Origin of the sequence: Halobellus sp. H-GB7 (genome assembly GCF_030848585.1) — an archaeon.
GTDB classification, from domain to species: domain Archaea; phylum Halobacteriota; class Halobacteria; order Halobacteriales; family Haloferacaceae; genus Haloquadratum; species Haloquadratum inordinatus.
This window is the reverse complement of record NZ_JAVDDW010000003.1, coordinates 320,582-339,033: the sequence shown is the minus strand read 5'-3', so window position 1 is coordinate 339,033 and position 18,452 is coordinate 320,582. Positions and strand designations below refer to the sequence as shown.

The 18,452-nt window shown below is 62.2% G+C and carries 17 protein-coding genes; 9 read left to right on the top strand and 8 right to left on the bottom strand.

Going from position 1 to position 18,452, the window contains the following annotated elements; translation table 11 throughout:
• Positions 1-71: 71 nt before the first annotated feature.
• The 5 genes from RBH22_RS08450 to RBH22_RS08430 all read right to left on the bottom strand — a co-directional run bounded on the left by RBH22_RS08450 (position 72) and on the right by RBH22_RS08430 (position 5,401).
• On the bottom strand, positions 72-878 hold the full coding sequence (locus RBH22_RS08450; RefSeq protein WP_256289972.1) for an ABC transporter permease: 807 nt from the start codon (positions 876-878) through the stop codon (positions 72-74).
• Positions 875-1,804 (bottom strand): ABC transporter permease, encoded by a 930-nt coding sequence (locus RBH22_RS08445; protein WP_306677212.1) that lies wholly within the window; start codon positions 1,802-1,804, stop codon positions 875-877. Before RBH22_RS08445 ends, RBH22_RS08450 begins: the two co-directional genes overlap by 4 nt.
• 35 nt (positions 1,805-1,839) lie before the next feature.
• Complete coding sequence (locus RBH22_RS08440; RefSeq protein WP_306677211.1) at positions 1,840-3,036, bottom strand: Xaa-Pro peptidase family protein; 1,197 nt, start codon at positions 3,034-3,036, stop codon at positions 1,840-1,842.
• Complete coding sequence (locus RBH22_RS08435; protein ID WP_306677210.1) at positions 3,033-4,097, bottom strand: ABC transporter ATP-binding protein; 1,065 nt, start codon at positions 4,095-4,097, stop codon at positions 3,033-3,035. Before RBH22_RS08435 ends, RBH22_RS08440 begins: the two co-directional genes overlap by 4 nt.
• Positions 4,098-4,201: 104 nt before the next feature.
• Positions 4,202-5,401 carry a PotD/PotF family extracellular solute-binding protein gene (locus RBH22_RS08430; protein WP_306677209.1) on the bottom strand — a complete coding sequence of 400 codons (1,200 nt, stop codon included), beginning with the start codon at positions 5,399-5,401 and terminating at the stop codon, positions 4,202-4,204.
• Positions 5,402-5,595: 194 nt separating this feature from the next.
• On the opposite strand from RBH22_RS08430, the gene RBH22_RS08425 reads away from it, so the two are divergent.
• The 8 genes from RBH22_RS08425 (at position 5,596) to RBH22_RS08390 (ending at position 14,916) form a co-directional block, all read left to right on the top strand.
• On the top strand, positions 5,596-6,894 hold the full coding sequence (locus tag RBH22_RS08425; RefSeq protein ID WP_306677208.1) for an ArgE/DapE family deacylase: 1,299 nt from the start codon (positions 5,596-5,598) through the stop codon (positions 6,892-6,894).
• Complete coding sequence (locus RBH22_RS08420) at positions 6,891-7,757, top strand: creatininase family protein (RefSeq protein WP_306677206.1); 867 nt, start codon at positions 6,891-6,893, stop codon at positions 7,755-7,757. Before RBH22_RS08425 ends, RBH22_RS08420 begins: the two co-directional genes overlap by 4 nt.
• Positions 7,757-8,665: a CoA-transferase gene (locus RBH22_RS08415; protein ID WP_256289979.1), complete on the top strand. Its 909-nt coding sequence runs from the start codon at positions 7,757-7,759 to the stop codon at positions 8,663-8,665. The genes RBH22_RS08420 and RBH22_RS08415 overlap by 1 nt, the downstream gene beginning before the upstream one ends.
• Complete coding sequence (locus RBH22_RS08410) at positions 8,662-9,606, top strand: CoA-transferase (RefSeq protein ID WP_306677204.1); 945 nt, start codon at positions 8,662-8,664, stop codon at positions 9,604-9,606. Before RBH22_RS08415 ends, RBH22_RS08410 begins: the two co-directional genes overlap by 4 nt.
• Entirely contained in the window at positions 9,603-10,979 is a 1,377-nt protein-coding gene (locus RBH22_RS08405; protein ID WP_306677203.1) for an aspartate aminotransferase family protein, read from the top strand. Before RBH22_RS08410 ends, RBH22_RS08405 begins: the two co-directional genes overlap by 4 nt.
• A 139-nt stretch (positions 10,980-11,118) precedes the next feature.
• Entirely contained in the window at positions 11,119-11,607 is a 489-nt protein-coding gene (locus RBH22_RS08400; protein WP_306677202.1) for an Lrp/AsnC family transcriptional regulator, read from the top strand.
• 281 nt (positions 11,608-11,888) lie between these two features.
• Positions 11,889-13,211, top strand: coding sequence for an aspartate aminotransferase family protein (locus tag RBH22_RS08395; RefSeq protein ID WP_306677201.1), 1,323 nt, complete (start codon positions 11,889-11,891; stop codon positions 13,209-13,211).
• Positions 13,212-13,320: 109 nt separating this feature from the next.
• Positions 13,321-14,916, top strand: coding sequence for an AMP-binding protein (locus RBH22_RS08390; protein WP_306677199.1), 1,596 nt, complete (start codon positions 13,321-13,323; stop codon positions 14,914-14,916).
• 175 nt (positions 14,917-15,091) lie between these two features.
• Here the strand turns inward: RBH22_RS08390 and RBH22_RS08385 are convergent, their stop codons facing one another.
• The 3 genes from RBH22_RS08385 to RBH22_RS08375 all read right to left on the bottom strand — a co-directional run bounded on the left by RBH22_RS08385 (position 15,092) and on the right by RBH22_RS08375 (position 16,633).
• Positions 15,092-15,943 carry an aldo/keto reductase gene (locus tag RBH22_RS08385; protein WP_306677198.1) on the bottom strand — a complete coding sequence of 284 codons (852 nt, stop codon included), beginning with the start codon at positions 15,941-15,943 and terminating at the stop codon, positions 15,092-15,094.
• Between the two features lie 66 nt (positions 15,944-16,009).
• Positions 16,010-16,291: a hypothetical protein gene (locus RBH22_RS08380; protein WP_121569760.1), complete on the bottom strand. Its 282-nt coding sequence runs from the start codon at positions 16,289-16,291 to the stop codon at positions 16,010-16,012.
• A gap of 63 nt (positions 16,292-16,354) precedes the next feature.
• Complete coding sequence (locus RBH22_RS08375) at positions 16,355-16,633, bottom strand: winged helix-turn-helix domain-containing protein (RefSeq protein ID WP_121569759.1); 279 nt, start codon at positions 16,631-16,633, stop codon at positions 16,355-16,357.
• 260 nt (positions 16,634-16,893) lie between these two features.
• Between RBH22_RS08375 and RBH22_RS08370 the strand changes: the two genes are divergently transcribed.
• Positions 16,894-18,354: a DUF4397 domain-containing protein gene (locus RBH22_RS08370; RefSeq protein WP_306677196.1), complete on the top strand. Its 1,461-nt coding sequence runs from the start codon at positions 16,894-16,896 to the stop codon at positions 18,352-18,354.
• Positions 18,355-18,452: the final 98 nt, after the last annotated feature.

The window sequence follows — 18,452 nt, the reverse complement described above, 5'->3', positions numbered from 1 at the left end:
ACCCGGGTTCTGATCGAGGGTCCGCTCTCAGAGCGGGTCTGATACGAAAAAATTTGTTCGAATAGCGGCCGCTACTGCGACTGCGCGTTCGAGAGCACGAACCGCTGGACGACGATTCCCAGGATGGGAATCGCTGTCGTCACCACGAGCACGAGCGTCGCCAGGACGTTGACCTTCGGCGTGATGAGCGTCCGAACCATCGAGTAAATCACGACGGGTACCGTCGTCGTGGTCCGATCGACCCAGAACTGGGAGGCGGTGAACTCTCCGAACGAGATGACGAACGAGAGGACCATCGCGGTCAGGATCGACGGGGCGACGATCGGGAAGGTGACCTCCCGGAACGTCGTGAGCCGATCCGCGCCAAGCGTCATCGCCGCGTCCTCCAGCGACTCGTCGAACAGGTAGAGCCGGCTCCGGATGACGAGGAACGCATACGGGAGCGCGACGAGCGTGTGCATCACGACGAGCCAAAGGATCGAGCGGTCCCAGCCGATCTGCACGAAGAGGATCGTCGACGAGACGCCGATGATGACCGGGGGTACGAGCATCGGCGTGAGCATCGCGATCGCGAGCGACTTCTTGAACGGGAACTGCTTCCGAACGAACCCCATCGCAGTCGCGGTGCCGATCGCTCCTGAGAGCACTGCGGCGGCGACCCCGACCTTGAGACTGTTCCAGATCGCCGCCATGAAGGTGTCGTCCTGCAGGAACGCCCCGTACCATCGCAAGCTATACTCCGAGGGTGGGAAACTCGGGATGCGTGCGGCGTTGAACGAGTTGATGACGACGACCGCGAGCGGCAGGAGCATACTCAGATAGATGAGTAACGACGCGCCCTTCACTGCCGGCCAGTTCCAGCGACTTGAGCCACTCATATCTGGGTCCCCTCCAGTGCTTCTTCGAGGTCCGCTTTCCGCGTGAAGAGATACAGTAGGACGGCGAGAAAGAGGATGTAGACTAACGAGAGCGCGGCCGCGAACGGCCAGTTGAAGTCGTTCGTGAAGATGGTCGCGATCACGGGTGCGATGAGGCGGTCTTCAGGGCCACCGAGCAACGCGGGCGCGACGAACGATCCCGCAGAGAGGATGAACGTGAACAAGATTCCCGAGACGACGCCCGGCCACGACAGCGGGAGCGTCACCTCGAAGAACGCTCTGGCGTCGCTCGCTCCGAGCGTTTTGGCCGCTTGAATCACGTCTTCTTGGATCGTCGAGACAGCCGAGTATACGGGAAGCACCATAAATGGCAGAATACTCACAACTAATCCGAGGATCATCCCGTTCGTCGTGTAGAGTAGCTGTACCGGTTCGCCAATGACACCGATCGCCGTCAGGAACTTGTTGATCACGCCGTTGCGCCCGAGTACCGTAATCCAGGCGTACGTACGGATGATGAGCGGGACCCAGAACTGCACGACGACGAGGCCGAGCAGTACCGGTGTCCACCTGCTCTCGGTCCGACCGAGGAAGTAGCCGAGCGTGTACCCCAGTGGGAGCACGATCAGGGTCGTGATGATACCGATCTTGATCGAGTCCCAAATGACGGTGTGGTACACCGACGAACTCACGAACTCACGGTAGTTCGCGAGCGTGAGTTCGTAGACGATGCTGCCGGCCTCACCGGGTTTGAAGAAACTGAACGCGACGATAATCGTCAGCGGCGCGACCAGGAACAGCAGGATCCAGAAGAGCCCGGAACCCGGAGAGACGAGGAACCGGACGCGCCGGTTCTCCATCAACTGTTCTTTGAGTCCAGCGGTGTAACTCTTCGATGCCGATTCGGGAACCGACTCACTGGCCATCTTCGGCCTCCTTCGTAGATTGTCTCTCCATCATATCAGACGAACTTGTCGTGGTGTGGGTGGGCCGTCCGTGACAGGACCTTCGAACCGGAATCGGTGACTAACACCATATCCTCGAAGCGGACTCCCGCGACTCCCCTGTTGAACAGCCCCGGTTCGATCATCACGATCATATTCTCTTCGAGCGTCGGATTCGCTGTCGGGCCAATGTAGGGCGGTTCGTGGGCGACGGTCCCGATGCCGTGTCCGATGTACCCCATCGTGAACGAGTCCTCGTAGCCGTACTCTGCGAAGATCTCCCGAGAGGCCTCGTAGACCTCCTGTCCGGAGACGCCGGGCTCGATGGCGTCGATCGCCGCTTGATGGGCCTGGAACGTCGCCTGGTACATATCGCGCTGTGCGTCCGAGGGTGTGCCGAGGAACAGCATCCGCGCGAGTTCGCTGTAGTATCCCTTGTACATCGGCCCCTCGTCGAGTTGGACGAACTCGTTCCGCCGGATGCGTTTCTGCGACGGGAACTCCTGACAGCGCGACCAGCGCACGCCCGAGGAAACGATGGCCGGCAGCGCGTACGCACCCGCCGCACCGGCGTCGAGCATCGCCTTCATAATCGTCCCCGAAACGTCACATTCCCGCACACCGACGTCGACGGCCTCGATCCCGGCTTCGATCCCGATCTCGGCGATCTCGAGCCCTTCGTCGATGAGCGCGATCTCTTTCGGGCTCTTTACCGCTCGCGCGCGATAGAGCAGATCGCCGGCGTCGACGACGTCGGCCCGCGGGAGTGCGTCGCCGAACTGTCGTGCGAACTGGAACTCCATATGCGGGTCCAGCCCGACGGTCCCATCGGCGGCACCGTGGTCGGCGAGCACCGAGGCGAACGCGTCTACAGCATCCTCTTTCCCGGTCGAGAACGAACGGACGTCCTCCAGCCAGTGGCGGTCGGCCAGGTCTTCGGCGAGTCGTGGGGCAGCGAGGAACGTCGGCTCGCCGTCGCGGGGAATGACGGCACCGTGTTCGGCCGACAACGAGAAGCTGTCGTACGGGCCGATGCCGACGAGGTACCGCGTGTTGTCCGTGCGGTTGAGGACGAGCGCGTCCACTCCCTCGTCGGCCATCAGCCCCTGTACCTTCTCGATGTTCTCACGCGCGACAGACTCCAGGATTCGGAAGTACTCGTCGCGTTCGTACTGGCGCGTCTCCCGATGCCCGACCGGCGGTTCCGCGCTCATACGGGGGCGGCCTCCGCGGTACGTACCTGCCCTTCGAGTGGCGTGTAGATGACGTCCTCCGGCGCGATCGAAATGGACACCGACGCCCCTTTTTCGAGTACGTCGGTGCCGCCGTGCTTGCGTTTGCCACTGACCTCGACGACCGAGTCGAGTTCCGGCACGTCGACGAGGTACACGACGTCGCGGCCCTGGTAATCGACTTCGCCGACGACTCCCTCGAAGGTGTTTGCCGGGTCGGCGTCGCCCGTGGCGAATCCGACGAGTTCGTTCCGGAGGAATAGCGCGACGTCGTCGCCATCGCCGACCTGTCCTTGTGGCGTCACGTCGAACGTCACCCCGCTGGCGGTTTCGATCTGTGGTGTCGGACTGTCGCTGTAGACACCATCGAGCCGTGAGGACTGACCGAGGAACCCGGCTACGAAGGGCGTTTCGGGGTTCTGATACGCGTTCTTCGGATCGCCGAACTGCTCGACTTGGCCATCATTTAGAACCGCCAGCCGGTCGCCCATCGAGAGCGCCTCGGTCTGATTGTGCGTCACGTAAATCGTCGTGACGCCCGTCTCGCGCTGGATGCGCTTCAGTTCGTTCCGCATCGAGTGCCGAAGCTCTTTGTCCAGATTCGAGAGCGGTTCGTCCATCAACACGAGGTCGGGATCGAACGCGAGTGCGCGGGCGACTGCTACCCGCTGTTGCTCGCCGCCCGAACACTCGTGGGGGTACATCTCGGCGTACCCCTCAAGCGAGATGATCTCGAGCATCTCCTCGACCCGGCGTTTCCGTTGTTCCGAGTCGACGCCCCGCATCTTCAGTCCGAAGCCGATGTTCTCGCCGACCGTCTTGTGTGGGAACAGCGCGTAGTCCTGAAACACGACGCCGATGTCGCGCTCGTAGGCAGGAAGATCTGTCAGGTCTTGCCCACGCAGGCGGATCGTGCCTGCAGTGGGTGTCTGGAGCCCGGCGACGTTGAGAAGCGTCGTCGACTTTCCGCACCCGGACGGGCCGACAACAGTGATGAACTCTCCCTCCTCGACGGTGAGCGAAATCCCGTCGACGGCGGTCAAGCCACCAAACTCCTTTCGTAAATTATCTATCTCTAAGAATGACATATGGATGGTGATTTTGGGTGTTGTGTACGTGGCGTACTGGCGTCAAACACTTGCTAGCGCTAGCTCTTCTGGACCTTCTCCCAGGTCTTAGACCACTGGTCGTTGTGTTCGTTTTTGTAGCTCGGGTTCAGGAACGTCAGGCGTTCACCACCGGAGGGATCGTAGTCGTAGAGGCCTTCGATCTTGTCCGAGGTGGCTCCGGTCGCCGGCGGGTATCCGATGTTCTCTGCGAGGCCCGTGATGACGTCGTCTTCGAGCACGAAGTCGAGGAACGCGAGCGCGGCGTTTCGTTTCTCCTCGCTGAGGCCCTGGACCATCACCCAGTTGTCCGACCACCCGTAGGCGCCCTCTTTCGGCACGACGTAGTCGAGATGGTCGTACCCGTCGTTGACCGCGCTGTAGATACGTCCGCCCCACGCCTCTCCGACAGACGCCGTGTTCTGACTGAAGAGTCGAACGAGTTCGTCGCCGCTCGTCCAGTACTTGACGACGAGGTCTTTCTGTTCTCGAACCGAGTCCCAGATCTTCTGGATGCCGTCCTCGTAGGAGCCGTCCACCTGGATGTTGTTCGGGTCCATCCCGAGATACAGGGCGGTCGTGAAGACCCGAACGAACCCGAAGCCTTCCATCGTCACGCGGCCTTTGTTCGCGGTCTCCCAAGCGGCGGCCCACGAATCGAGTTCACCGAGTTCGTCTTTGTTGTACGCCATCCCGACCGTGCCGTACGTCGCGGGGACGGCGTGCAGCATCTCTCCGGGGTCGTAGATCGGATTCTGGAACGTGTTCAACAAGTTGCCGTAGTTCGAGATGCTGTCCGATTCGATCTCCGCCCAGACGTCTTCGCTCGCCCCGTTGTAGAGCGTCGAGGCAGACGTGATCGTGAGGTCGGTGTCCGACTGACCGGCCTTGATCTTCGAGTAGGCGTCGAACTGATTGCTGACGAGGCTCGATTCGATCGTGACCCCGTACTCGGACTCGAATTTATCGAACACCTGCGACTGGTAGGCGTCGATGTAACTCCCACCGGGAACCTGTACGACGAGCGAGTCCGCCATCTCGTCCGAAGCCGCCGTCGACGACGCCGAACCCGTGGTCGTACCGGTGCTCTCACTCCCGCCGTCACCGCCACCGCCGCCAGTACAGCCGGCGAGGCCAGTGAGACCGACTGCAGCACCGCTACCGAGCGTTTTGAGTATCGTCCGCCGCTTTTGCGTACCCGTCTTTGCCCCTGAACGTTCGACCGGAGACTCCTTGTTCATCGTGTACAAGGTTGACACGCGCCTCCAAATATTTAAAGGTTGGTGGTGTCGTTGACTGACGTTCTATTCTAAAGATAATAACGGAACATCGTACGAATATACACGAAACTATTAAAACATATAGGATGGAATTCGAACGTGTATGAGAGAGTGGTGCATAGCGCCCGGAACGCGTTACTACTTCGAGGTTACCGATGACTAGCATCGACGATACGGACCGTGAAAACGTACTGACAGCTGTCGAAGAACTCCTTCCGGAACTGCAGGAGTTCGTCGGCGACCTCGTCGCAGAGCGGAGCGTTTTGGGGGACGAAGCAGGCGCCCAGGCCGTCGTCCGCGACCGGCTCGAAGCGCTCGACCTGTCGGTTCGCGAGCTCAACGCCGACGATGTCGACGGAATCCGCGATCATCCGGAGTTTTCCGACACCGGCCACTCCTACGAATCGCGCTCGAATCTCGTGGCCGAACGCTCGGGCACTGGCGAGGGACGGTCGCTCGTGTTCAACGGTCACGTAGACGTGGTCCCCGAGAACGACCGCGAAAAGTGGTCGTTCGACCCCTTCTCCGGCGCGGTCGAAGACGGCCGGATCCTCGGACGCGGCGCGTCGGATATGAAAGGCGGCGTCGGCGCGATGATCTTCGCGCTCGCCGCGCTCGATCGCGCGGGCGTCACGCTACAGGGTGATCTCGCGATCGAAACCGTGATCGAAGAGGAAGCCGGCGGATTCGGCGGCTCACTCGCGACCGCACTCGCTGGGCCCGCGGCCGGCGGCGCGTACGACGCGGTCGTCATTCCCGAACCCACGGACTTCGATATGTGGATCGCCAACGACGGGGTCTCGTACTTCAGAGTCACCGTCGAGGGGAAAAGCGCCCACGCCGCACGAACGGACGACGGCGTGAACGCGGCCGCGAAGCTCTATCCGATCTTCCAGGCGCTCTCCGAACTGCACGACGAGCGGAAGACGAGCGTTCACGACCCGCTCTTCGAGCAGTGGTACGATCAGACTGTCTCTCTCAACCTCGGGTCGATTCACGCCGGCGAGTGGCCGTCGAGCGTCCCCGACGAAGCCACGCTGGAGGCGCGCATCTCGCACGCCCCCGCGGAGACGCGCGAGCACATCCACACGGTCGTCGAAGAAACCGTCCGCGAGGCCGCCGACGATCCGTGGTTCGACGAGCATCCCCCGACGGTCGAGTGGTTCGGCTGGCGCGGGAGTTCTGCGAAGATCGGCACTGACGAGCCCATCATCCACGCCGTGCAGGACGTGATGGGGACAATGAACGGCGAGAGCCAGCCCAAAGGGTTCCCCGGCGGGATCGATTCGCGCTTCTTCGTGAACTACGCGGACACCCCGGCGATCTGTTTCGGCCCGGGCGCGCACAACATCCACGGCACCGACGAGTTCCTCCCGGTCGACGAACTCGAACGGATCACGAAGGCGTACGCACTGCTGGCGATGGAGTGGTGCGGGTACGAGGAGGACGAATGAGCGACGAGTATCGGTACGACAAGCTCACCTGGCCGGAGGTAAACGAGGCCGTCGAAGACGAGAAGATGGTACTTGTCCCGGTCGGCGCCACCGAGGACCACGGCCATCACCTCCCGCTCGACGTCGACCGCGAACTCGTTTCGGCCATCTGCGAGCGAACGGCCCGCGACCGAGACGACACTCTCCTGTTTCCGACCGTCGATCACGGTTACCTCCCGCACCATATGGACTATCCCGGCGGGATCACGATCGACTGGGAGACGTTCGTAAAGCACACCATCGACATCTGCGTCTCGCTCGCGCACCACGGATTCGAGAAGATTCTCCTCGTCAACGGCCACGGCTCGAACGACCACCTGCTCCAACAGGTCGCCCGGCAGGTGATCCTCCAGTATCCCGACGTCCACTGCGGGAACCTGTCGTGGTGGCAAATCGAAGAGGTGCGTGAGGCGGCACGCACCCACCGCGACGCGGGTCCGCAGGGCTCCGCGCACGCCGGTGAAATGGAGACGTCGATGTATCTCGCGCTGCACCCAGACGACGTTCGCACTGACGAACTGGCCGACGACGTCTCCTACCCCGAATCGAAGCACTTCAACAACCTGGACCTGGCCGGCGAAACGCGCGAGGAGGAGTCGACGCCGGTCGCGATGATGGAGTGGTGGTCGACTGTCTCCGAGACCGGAACGATGGGCGATGCGACCGAGGCAAGTGCTGAAAAGGGTGAGGCGTTCCTCGACGCTGCGGTCGAGGGACTGCACTCGGTCCTCGATGAGTACCGCGATCACCCGATCCGCGAAATCGACGACCACCACGCTCGAACCGTCGAAGATCACGAGTACGATCCGTTTAGACCGAAATAATGAGCGACACACACGACAAGACACAGACGCTGCAGACAGCGATTTCTGATCACGTCCCGGACGGCGCAAGCATCGCGTTCGGTGGGATGGGTGGCCGCGACCCGGAAGCGGCGGCGCGGGAAATCATCCGACAGGAAAAGACCGGCCTGCGCGTTGTCGACGACGCCCGAACGACGCTGTTCGACGCGATGGTCGGTGCCGGCTGCGTCGACGAGTACGTCGGCTCGTGGGTCGGGACCAGCCTCATCTCACAGGGACACAACGTCCGCCGAGCGGTCGAAGAGGGCGTCCCGAAGGACCTGACGATGCAGGACGTCTCGAACTTCGGTTCCTCGCTGATGTTCTTCGCGGGCGCGATGAACGTCCCGTTCGTCCCGACGCGGTCGATGCTCGGGACGGACATCGCCGAACACAACGACGATATCGAGGTCATCGACGACCCGTTCGGCTCGGGCGAGCCGCTCGCTGCCGTGCCGGCCGCGACGCCGGACGTCGCGATCATTCACGTCCAGCAGGCAGACCGCCACGGCAACGCCCATATCTACGGGAACACGGTCAACGACCACCTCAAAGTCAGAGCGGCCGACACCACGATCATCACCTGCGAGGAGATCGTCCCGAGTGAGACGATCGCGGAGTCGCCCGAACTCACGAAGATCCCCTTCTACACGGTCGATTCAGTCGTCGAGGTGCCCTTTGGGAGTCACCCGTGGCACTGCTACGGACACTATTACGCGGATCTCCCGTTCTACCGGGAATACGGTCTGCGGTCTCAGGACTACGACGAGTTCCAAGACTGGCTCGACGAGTGGATCGTACCGCACGAGGAGTATCTCGAAAAGGTCGGCGCCGACCGACTCGCTCGTCTCGAAGAACTCGAACAGACGATCAACGGTGGCAAAATATGACTGGTGAGACAGATCCCGAGGGAGACAGTGGCGCGACGAATGGGTCGCCGCTCGACGTAGCGAATCCAGACGAACCGGCCGACGATTACTCGCTGACTGAACTGCTGGCCGTCACTGCGGCCCGCGAGATCGACGACGGCGAAATGGCGTTCATCGGCGTCGGAATGTCGCTGATCTCGGGCGTGCTGGCGAAGTACACGCACGCACCTCGCTGCCAACTGGTCACGGAGTCCGGATACGTCGGGTCGCGGCCACCGGGCGTCGTGCAGTCCATCTCCGACAGCGTGCTCGGCGTGGACTCGCTCGTCGCGACGGACCAAATGCAGATCTTCGTCGACAATCAGCGCGGCCTGTTCGACGTGGGCATCATCGGCGCCGGACAGATCGACAAGTACGGGAACACGAACTCGACCGTCGTCACGGGGGCCGAGGGATCCTACGAGAACCCCAAGGTACGGCTCCCTGGTTCGGGAGGGAGCAACGACATTATGACCTCCTGCGGCCGGACGATCGTGATGATGCGACAGCGGGCCCGGGCGTTCACGTCCGAACTGGATTACGTCACGGCCCCGGGGTATCTCGACGGGCCGGGCGCACGCGAGGAGTTCGGCTTCCCCGGCGGCGGCCCCGAGACCGTGATCACTGATATGGCGGTGTTCGGCTTCGACGAGGAGACCAAAGAGATGTACCTGCGTTCGACGCATCCCGGGATCGACGTCGAGGAGGTCCGCGAGATGGTGCAGTGGGACCTGAACGTCGACGACGACGTCGGAACGACACCCGTTCCGACCCGACGGGAGGTAGCGATGCTCCGGACGATCGATCCCACAGACACCGTCTTACGCGACACCGACCGCATCTACGAGATCGGATTCGACGAGTGGGCCGATACGATGGAACGGAACTGGAAGCGACTGATGCAGATCGAAGAGGACAAATGAGTCACCAACAGCGAACGACGACGCCAGGAACGGAACTCGGCGGGATGTTCCCCCGCGTGTTCGACACGGAGTACGTGACGATCACGCGCGGGCAGGGCCACTACGTGTGGGACGCCGACGACAATCGATATCTCGACGCGATTTCCGGCAATCAGAACGTCAATATCGGACACGGACGAGAGGAGATTGCCGCGGCCGCCAAAGAACAGATCGAGACGCTCGAGTACACCTCGAGTATGCTGTTCGCGAACGAACCGGCGATGGAGTACACCGCGAAGATCGCGGAGTTCACGCCGGACGGCTTCGAGCACACGTGGCTCGTTGGGAGCGGTTCGGAAGCCAACGAGAGCGCGATCAAGATGGCTCGACAGTACCACTTCGAGCGCGGCGACGAGCGAAAGTACAAGGTCATCGGCCGCCGGCGAAGCTACCACGGGAACACCGCGGGTGCGATGGCCGTGTCGGGGTTCCCGGCCCGAAAGGACAAGATGGAGCCGTTGTTCCAGAACTTCCCGAAAGCGCCGAGCGCGACCCCGTACCGCTGTCCGTACTGCGACGGAGACGGTGGCCGCGAGTGCGGGATCGAGCGTGCGAACGAACTGGAGCGGATCATCCAGGACGAGGGCGCAGAATCGGTCGCGGCGTTCATCACCGAACCGGTGACCGGGGCAGCCAACGCGGGGGCGTATCCGCACGACGGCTACTTCGAGCGCGTCCGCGAGATCTGCGACGAGTACAACGTCCTGATGATCGTCGACGAGGTGATGGCCGGGTTCGGTCGAACGGGGGAGAACTTCGGGATCGAACACTGGGACGTCACGCCGGACATCATCACGAGCGCGAAGGGGATGACCGGCGGCTACACGCCCGTCGGCGGGACGATGCCGCACCGACGCGTCGTGGAGGTGTTCGAAGACCTCGAAAACGGCTTCCAGCACGGCCACACCTACTGCTTCAACCCCGCTTCGGCAGCCATCGGCAAGGCCGTACTCGAATATATGCAGGCCCGCGATCTCGTGGCCAATTCACGGCAGGTCGGCGCGCATCTCCACGAGGAGTTACAGCGGCTCTATAAGTACGACTTCGTCGGCGACATCCGCGGCAAGGGGCTGATGCTCGGGATCGAATTCGTCGGCGACCGCGAAACGAAAGCGCCGCTCGAAGATACCGGCGAGCGCTTCCAGAACGAACTGTTCGAGAGCGGACTCGACAACAGCATCATCACGTACCCGACCGGCGGCCACGTGGACGCCTCGAAAGGCGACCTCACGTTACTCACGCCGCCGCTGACGATCGACGAGGCGGACGCCGACGAGATCGTCGATCGGATGGACGCGACACTGGCGGACGTCGCTGACGAACTCGGACTGTAACTCGGGCGGTCACGCTTCGTCGGCACCCCCTACCGATTGAACCAGATTTAATATTACGGCGCATTTTAAAACATCATACCGTAAAACGGCCGTCGACCCCGCCGCGATCGGGTCGACGGCGAGCAAGACACACCACACTATGGACGAGAAAGACATTCGGATTCTGAAGACGCTCGCTCGCGAAAAGACGAGCGGTCCAGAACAGATCGAAGCCGAAACGGGAATCCCGAAGTCGACAGTACACTACCGGCTGAAACAGCTCCGAGAGGACGGCATCATCGAGAACGACCTCTACGATATGGACCTCTCCAAGATGGGGGTGACGCTGACCGTCATCAGCGAGGTGAACGCGAAGTTCGACGAGGGCTATCACGAGGTCGTCGGCGAGAAACTGGCCGACCTGGAGTCGGTTTCACAAGTGTACTTCACGATGGGTGACACCGACTTCATCGTAATCGCGCACGTGACCAAGCGGGAGAAAGTCGAATCGCTGATCGCGAGCTACGAATCGATCGACGAGATCCAGCGGACGAGCTCGAAGTTCGTCATCACTACGGTCAAGAACGAACCACGTCCGATCAACGATCTGGAGAGCGAGACGCTCTTAGAAGCGATCGAAAACCTCTGATACACTACTGGCCGACAGTATGAGGACCGGAGACGGCAACGCCTCGCCGTCGCGACTGCCTCGCTCGCACTTGGCGTCTTCTCGGGATGCTTCGATTTCTGCCGGGCCTACCTATCCGACCGATTGAAACGTCCTCAATTTCGCGGACGAGAGACTGAAACACTTTATCCGATTATATATCTGTTTTGTCGCACTCCATCTGTGTACACGATATTTACCCGGATAAATTCCAACAATCACCAGATTAATGGTACTGTGTTCATACACATAGCTCAGAGCCAATGTCGCAGGAACACACCACAGACCGTTCTAACGCTGCCGTCGAGGAGCGTTACGATCGGTACCTGATGCCGATCTGGAAAGAGCTGAACACACCGATCAAGCGTGCGTCCGGGTGCACCGTCGAAGACTTCGAGGAGAACGAGTATCTCGACGTCTTCTCGGGTATCTCGGTCACGAACGTCGGTCACACGAACGATGCGGTCGTTTCTGCGGCGAAAGAGCAACTGGACGAGTTCGTCCACGGTTGCACCTACGTCCATCCGCACGAGCCTGCGGCGGAACTGGGCGAGAAGCTCGCAGAGATCACCCCGGGGGACCTCCAGAAATCGTTCTTCTGTAACTCCGGAACGGAAGCCGTCGAAGGCGCGATCAAACTCGCGCGGAAATACACCGGGTCGAAGGAAGTGCTGGCCCTCGAGATGTCCTTCCACGGCCGGACGATGGGGTCGCTCGCGCTGACGGGGAACAAAGGCTACAAATCCGAGATGGGCCCGACCCTCAACGACGTCTCGCACGTCGCCCCGCCGTACGCCTACCGCTGTCAGATGTGCGACGGCGGCCCCTGTTCGGGTGGCTGCGCGACCGACGTCGAACGCGTCATCGACTCGCACACGACCGGTGATCTCGCTGCGGTTGTCGTCGAGCCAGTGATGGGAGAGGGTGGGATCATCGTCCCTCCATCAGGGTGGTTGGAAGAGGTCCAAGAGATCGCACACGAGCACGGCGCACTGTTGATCGTCGACGAAGTCCAGTCCGGCTACGGACGCACCGGCGAGATGTGGGCGTCCGATCATTTCGACGTCGTCCCGGATATTATGCCACAGGCGAAGGGGATCGCCAACGGGCTTCCGCTGGGTGCATTCACCGCCAAGCCCGAAATTGCCGACGCCTTCGAGTCGGGCGATCACCTGTCGACGTTCGGCGGGAATCCGGTGACGTGTGCGGCCGCGCTGGAGACGATCAACCAACTTCAGGACGGCATCATAGAGAACACGCGAGAGCAGGGTCAGTGGCTCGGAGACAGGCTCGCAGAACTCGAAGCCGAGTACGACGTCGTCGGCGACACGCGCGGACTCGGACTGATGCAGGGCATCGAGATCGTCACCCCCGACGAACTCGGGCCGATGGACGTCGCGCCCGCACCCGATCCGAAGCTAACGGGCCAGATCGGCACCCACCTCCGAGACAACGGGATCATCATCGGTACCGGCGGCTTCTACAAGAACGTCCTGCGGTTCCAGCCGCCGCTGACGATCTCCCGTGACCAACTGGTGCGGACGGTCGACGCCATCGAAGACGCCATCGTCGAACACACTGCGTGACGGCGTGACCGGTTCGTACGCGACACTCGCCGTCGTGCCTCCGTCACCTGTCAGCGCACAGCGAAGCAAATAACACGGTCGCCCTCCGCGCATCACCTGAGACACACGTATGAACGCACCGGCCAACCAGACGTTGCGGACGCTCTTCGAGAACGCTCTTCAACGATACCGGGACCGGACTGCCCTCGTTACGGCGGACCGCACCCTCAGTTACGAGACACTCGATTCCCGTTCGTCGGCGTTGGCGGCGGCGTTCATCGACTCGGGCCTCGAACCGGGCGATAAAGTCGCGGTGTTGCTGTCGAACCGCCCCGAATCTGTTCTGGTCGATCTCGCGATCATCAAGATGGGTGCCGTTCGCGTGCCCCTCAATCCGATGCTCTCGTCGGAGGAGATCCAATATATCCTCTCGGACTCCGGGGCCCGGGCGGTCGTCTGCGAACCGGAGTACTCCGATCCCGTCGCCGAACAGGCTACTGCGACGGCTGCGCCGGAAACCGTCGTCGTCGTCTCGGACGATCCGCCGGACGACATCGCCGGGACGACCGTTCGAGACTACCGCGAGATGGCCGCCGACGACACGTCCGTCGATGTGTCCTCTCGCGACCTCGATATCGCCCCCGACGATCCGGCCGGCCTCTTCTACACCGGCGGGACGACAGGGAAGCCGAAAGGCGTCGTGTACTCACAGCACAGTCTCGTCGCGAGTCTCTACGCGCACCTCGCCGAGTTCGGATTCGACGGACGCGATACGGGTCTCGTCGTCACCCCCCTGTCGCACTCCGCCGGGACGTTTCTGTGGGCGAACCTCCTCGGTGGCGGACGAACGGTCGTCCAGCAGGACTTCACTCCGGAGAGTCTCCTCGATGCTGTCGAGCGCTACGGCGTCACGTGGACGTTCGTCGTCCCGACGATGATCTACCGGCTTCTGGAAGCGCCCTACGATTCGTACGATTGCTCCTCTCTCGAACGGATGCTCTACGGCGCTGCACCCATCCGTTCCGACAAACTCGAAGAAGGAATCGACGCCTTCGGCCCGATATTCTGTCAGTTCTACGGACAGACGGAAGTTCCGAACCTGATCAGCGTGCTCGGCCGAAAAGAACACGCGATGGCCGCTGCCGGTCGCGCGCCCGAGCGACTGGAGTCCGCTGGCCACCCCTGTCTGATGGCCGAGGTCCGCATCGTCGATCCGGACACCGGCGCAGAGCTGGACGCTGGGGAGGTCGGTGAGGTTCTGGCGACCGCTCCGTATGCGTTCGAGCATTACCACAACCGACCGGAGGCAACCGAAGACACGCTCGAAGACGGCTGGGTATCGACGGGGGACATCGGCCGCCTCGACGACGACGGGTATCTCTACCTCCTCGACCGAAAACACGACGTGATCGTCTCGGGCGGGCTCAACGTCTACAGCTACACCGTCGAGAATGCGTTGACTGCCCACCCTGACGTCGATCAGGCGGTCGTGTTCGGCATTCCAGACGAGACGTGGGGCGAAGCGGTTCACGCCGTCGTCGTCCCGGCGTCTGCCTCCCTCACCGAACGGGAACTGCAACGCCACGTCAGTGAGCATCTCGCTGATTACGAACAGCCGAAATCACTCAGCTTCGTGGACTCACTCCCAACGACGTCACACGGGAAAGTGGACAAAGCCGCGCTCCGAGATCCCTACTGGGAGGGCCGGGATCGGTCGATCAACTGACGGCCGGAGCGTACTTCCGAGACGGCCGCACCCCGTGGCACTGCCCGTGGCTGCTCGGACACTGACCGCTGATGATCCCGGAACCGTCGGGTAAGACCGCCGAGGATTCGTTTGTAGCCATACGAGCGCACGCTCGCTGCCGTTGAGCGAGTCTGTCGTCTCGGGATCACCACCCTCACGCACCCAGGCGTCGCATCTCTTCGTCGGTCAGTTCGAGGTGCGAGGCGGCGACGTTCTCTCGAAGATGCGGAACCGACGACGTCCCCGGGATGGGGAGGACGACGGGTGAACGTTGTAGTAGCCACGCTAGCGCGACCTGGTACTCCGAGGCGTCGTTGGCGTCGGCGACGTCCGTCAGGACCGCTGCCTTCTCGTCGCCGAGATCGCCCGCTCCGAGCGGGAACCACGGGATGAAGCCGATCTCGTTCGACTCACAGACGTCGAGTACGGCCTCGTTCTCGCGGTTCCCGAGGTTGTATCGATTCTGGACGGTCGCGATCTTGACGATGTCGCGTGCCGTCTCCAACTGTTCGACGCTCACGTTGCTGAGGCCGACGTGTCCGATCACGCCCTCGTCTTTCAGTTCTGCGAGCGCCGTGACCGACCCCTCGAAGTCGACGTCGGGATCCGGGCGATGGTACTGATACAGGTCGATGCAGTCCGTTCGGAGTCGGTCGAGGCTACAGAGGTGCGCGTTTCGGAGGTAGTCCGGATCGCCGTGAGTGAGCCAGTCTCCGTCGCGATTTCGGAGCAGCCCACCTTTGGTGGCGACGACGAGGTCTTCGGGATACGGCGCGAGCGCCTCGGCGATCAGTCGCTCGCTGGTCCCCGGTCCGTAGGAGTCTGCGGTGTCGATGAAGTCGATGCCGAGGTTGACGGCCGTCTGGAGCACTCGTTTCGCGTTCTGGACGTCCTCAGGGTCGCCGAGCACGTCGTCGCCGGTGATTCGCATCGCACCGAATCCCAGCCGGTGCACAGTCAACTCGCCACCGATGTCGAACGTGCCGCTCGCGTTTCGAAGTGTCACGGCGGGTGAACGGTCGGAATCGACGTAAGTGATCCGGCGAGCCCACCGCTCGATATCCCCGTCTCGCTATTGCCAGGTGACGTACGCGAGGACGCTAATCCCGGCCGTTTCGAGGATCTGGAGGATCATCATCACCTGGACGGCGATCGTCGGCATCGCGGGGGCGGTGAAGTAGAAGTACAGTGCGACCACGTTCTCGGCCAAGAGAAAGCCCGCGAAGACGATCGACGCCAGCGTGAAGGGAGCGCGGATCTCTCGATACGTGTTGACCCACACGCCGATAACCACCAGTAGGAGGAGGATGTTGAGTGCTGCCGCGAGGCGGGCCGCGTCCAACATTAGCGTCATAGTGCCACTCCTCGACCGCTCTCGGGTGTATCCGCGCGTCGATGGGTTCGTCTGTGGGTCGTCTTACTCATCGATCTGTGTGATAATTTTCTCGACGGTGTCCCAGTGCTGTTCCGCCCGCTCGCTCGGGAGATAGACGGTGCCGTAACTCGCGTCGCTGCTCGTGATGATCCCGTTGTCCTCGAGGACGTCGAGGTGGTGTCTGATGGTGTTGTATGCCAGATCGAACTCCTGGGCGAGCTGATTGGCGTTCCGTGGCCGTCGGTCCAAAGCGCGCAGGATACGGGCACGGTTCGGCCCGCCACGTGTACCGGCGAGCGTCTGCCAGAGGACCGTATCCATTCTCCGGGTGATTCTCCGTGCGCGATTATGAATCCTCCGGCGGTGTACAGATTGATACCCATTTGATTTCCGTTCTGAACCCACCGATCCGGCGGGCCCCACACATTTCATATATCCGAGTATAGCGCATAAAATTCTTTCGGGTGTGAAAACTATACTGTCGAATTAGGCTTTCTGAACCGATTTTAGAGGGATATGAGTGAGATTTTAGTCTGAGTTGCGAAAGAGGTTATTTTACTGTCATCCGTCGGTTGAGTTGGATGTCATCAGACACCCCACGCACCACCCGGAGACGCGTCTTGCTCGGCATCGGTACCGGAGCCACCGTCGGCCTCGCCGGCTGTAGCGGTAACAGCGATCAGGGCGGGACCGAGACGGCGACGTCCACCCCGACGGAGACGCCGATGCCGACTGAGACGGCCACAGATGCACCCGAGGAGACGCCGATGGGTTCCGCGATGGTCCGCGTCGCGCATCTCTCACCGAACGCACCGAACGTGGACGTCTACGTCGACGAGTCGGCTGTGCTCGAAGACGTTCCCTTCGGAGCCGTCAGCGAGTATCTGGACGTTCCAGCCGGTGAGCGCCAAGTCGAGATCACCGCGGCTGGCGACCCCGACACCTCGGTGTTCTCGGGCCCAGTCACCGTCGAGGATGGGACGGCCTATACCGTCGCGGCGATCGGCGAAATCGGCGACAGTGCAGACCGGATGTTCGAGCCGCTGATCCTCCAAGACGACAACTCGGATCCCGGCGGCGACACCGCTCGGGTCCGCGTGGTCCACGCCTCGCCCGACGCCCCCGCTGTCGACGTCACCGTGGCATCGAGCGGCGACGCGCTCTACGACGGCGTCGCCTACGGGCAGTCCGGCTACGTCGAGGTCCCTGCTGGCGAATATACCCTCCAGATCCGCGGCGACACCGACGGTAACGACGGCGACGTGGTCGCGAGCTTCGATGTCGACCTCGCCGGCGGCCAGGTGTACACTGCGTTCGCGGCGGGGTATCTCTCCCCGGACGACGAACCCGCAGACACTCCGTTCGACCTCCTCGTCGCACAGGACACCGAGAGCGGGACAATGAGCGATGGGATGGACGACTCAGCGATGGTCCGCGTCGCGCACCTCTCGCCGAACGCGCCGAATGTAGACGTCTACGTCGACGGCTCGGCCGCGCTCGAAGACGTCCCGTTCGGTGCCGTCAGTGGCTATCTCGACGTTCCCGCCGGGACGCGAACGGTCGAGATCACCGCGGCCGGCGATCCTGATGCGTCGGTCTTCGCGGGCGACGTGGGCGTCGAATCCGGACAACCGTACACGATCGCGGCAATCGGTGAGACCGGCGACGGCGCAGACCAGATGTTCGAGCCGCTGGTCCTCCAAGACGACAACAGCGCCCCGGACAGCGGGATGGCCCGGCTCAGGGTCGTCCACGCCTCACCCGACGCCCCCGCCGTCGACGTCACTGTCGCGGCCGGTGACGTACTGTTCGACGGCGTCGCCTACGGTGGATCCGGTTACGTCGAGGTTCCCGCTGGCGACTACACGACACAGATCCGTGGTGACACCGACAGCAACGACGGCGACGTCGTGGCCGAATACGACGTGAGTCTGAGCGGCGGCCAGGTGTACACCGCGTTCGCGGCGGGGTATCTCTCCCCGGACGACGAACCCGCCGACACTCCGTTCGACCTCGTCGTCGCCCAGGACACGATGGCCTGAGAGGCATCCATACGCTGCTTGTGGGCGGTAGCGAGGCTGCCCGCACGCAGCGACTCTTTAACTCGGATCGTATCGCGGCTGGCTATAGTAGCGTTTGC

Bases quoted from the DNA above. Each gene is read 5' to 3' on its own strand.
- RBH22_RS08450 (WP_256289972.1), bottom strand. From the start codon at position 878: ATGAGTGGCTCAAGTCGCTGGAACTGGCCGGCAGTGAAGGGCGCGTCG.
- RBH22_RS08445 (WP_306677212.1), bottom strand. From the start codon at position 1,804: ATGGCCAGTGAGTCGGTTCCCGAATCGGCATCGAAGAGTTACACCGCT.
- RBH22_RS08440 (WP_306677211.1), bottom strand. From the start codon at position 3,036: ATGAGCGCGGAACCGCCGGTCGGGCATCGGGAGACGCGCCAGTACGAA.
- RBH22_RS08430 (WP_306677209.1), bottom strand. From the start codon at position 5,401: ATGAACAAGGAGTCTCCGGTCGAACGTTCAGGGGCAAAGACGGGTACG.
- RBH22_RS08425 (WP_306677208.1), top strand. From the start codon at position 5,596: ATGACTAGCATCGACGATACGGACCGTGAAAACGTACTGACAGCTGTC.
- RBH22_RS08420 (WP_306677206.1), top strand. From the start codon at position 6,891: ATGAGCGACGAGTATCGGTACGACAAGCTCACCTGGCCGGAGGTAAAC.
- RBH22_RS08415 (WP_256289979.1), top strand. From the start codon at position 7,757: ATGAGCGACACACACGACAAGACACAGACGCTGCAGACAGCGATTTCT.
- RBH22_RS08410 (WP_306677204.1), top strand. From the start codon at position 8,662: ATGACTGGTGAGACAGATCCCGAGGGAGACAGTGGCGCGACGAATGGG.
- RBH22_RS08405 (WP_306677203.1), top strand. From the start codon at position 9,603: ATGAGTCACCAACAGCGAACGACGACGCCAGGAACGGAACTCGGCGGG.
- RBH22_RS08400 (WP_306677202.1), top strand. From the start codon at position 11,119: ATGGACGAGAAAGACATTCGGATTCTGAAGACGCTCGCTCGCGAAAAG.
- RBH22_RS08395 (WP_306677201.1), top strand. From the start codon at position 11,889: ATGTCGCAGGAACACACCACAGACCGTTCTAACGCTGCCGTCGAGGAG.
- RBH22_RS08390 (WP_306677199.1), top strand. From the start codon at position 13,321: ATGAACGCACCGGCCAACCAGACGTTGCGGACGCTCTTCGAGAACGCT.
- RBH22_RS08380 (WP_121569760.1), bottom strand. From the start codon at position 16,291: ATGACGCTAATGTTGGACGCGGCCCGCCTCGCGGCAGCACTCAACATC.
- RBH22_RS08375 (WP_121569759.1), bottom strand. From the start codon at position 16,633: ATGGATACGGTCCTCTGGCAGACGCTCGCCGGTACACGTGGCGGGCCG.
- RBH22_RS08370 (WP_306677196.1), top strand. From the start codon at position 16,894: ATGTCATCAGACACCCCACGCACCACCCGGAGACGCGTCTTGCTCGGC.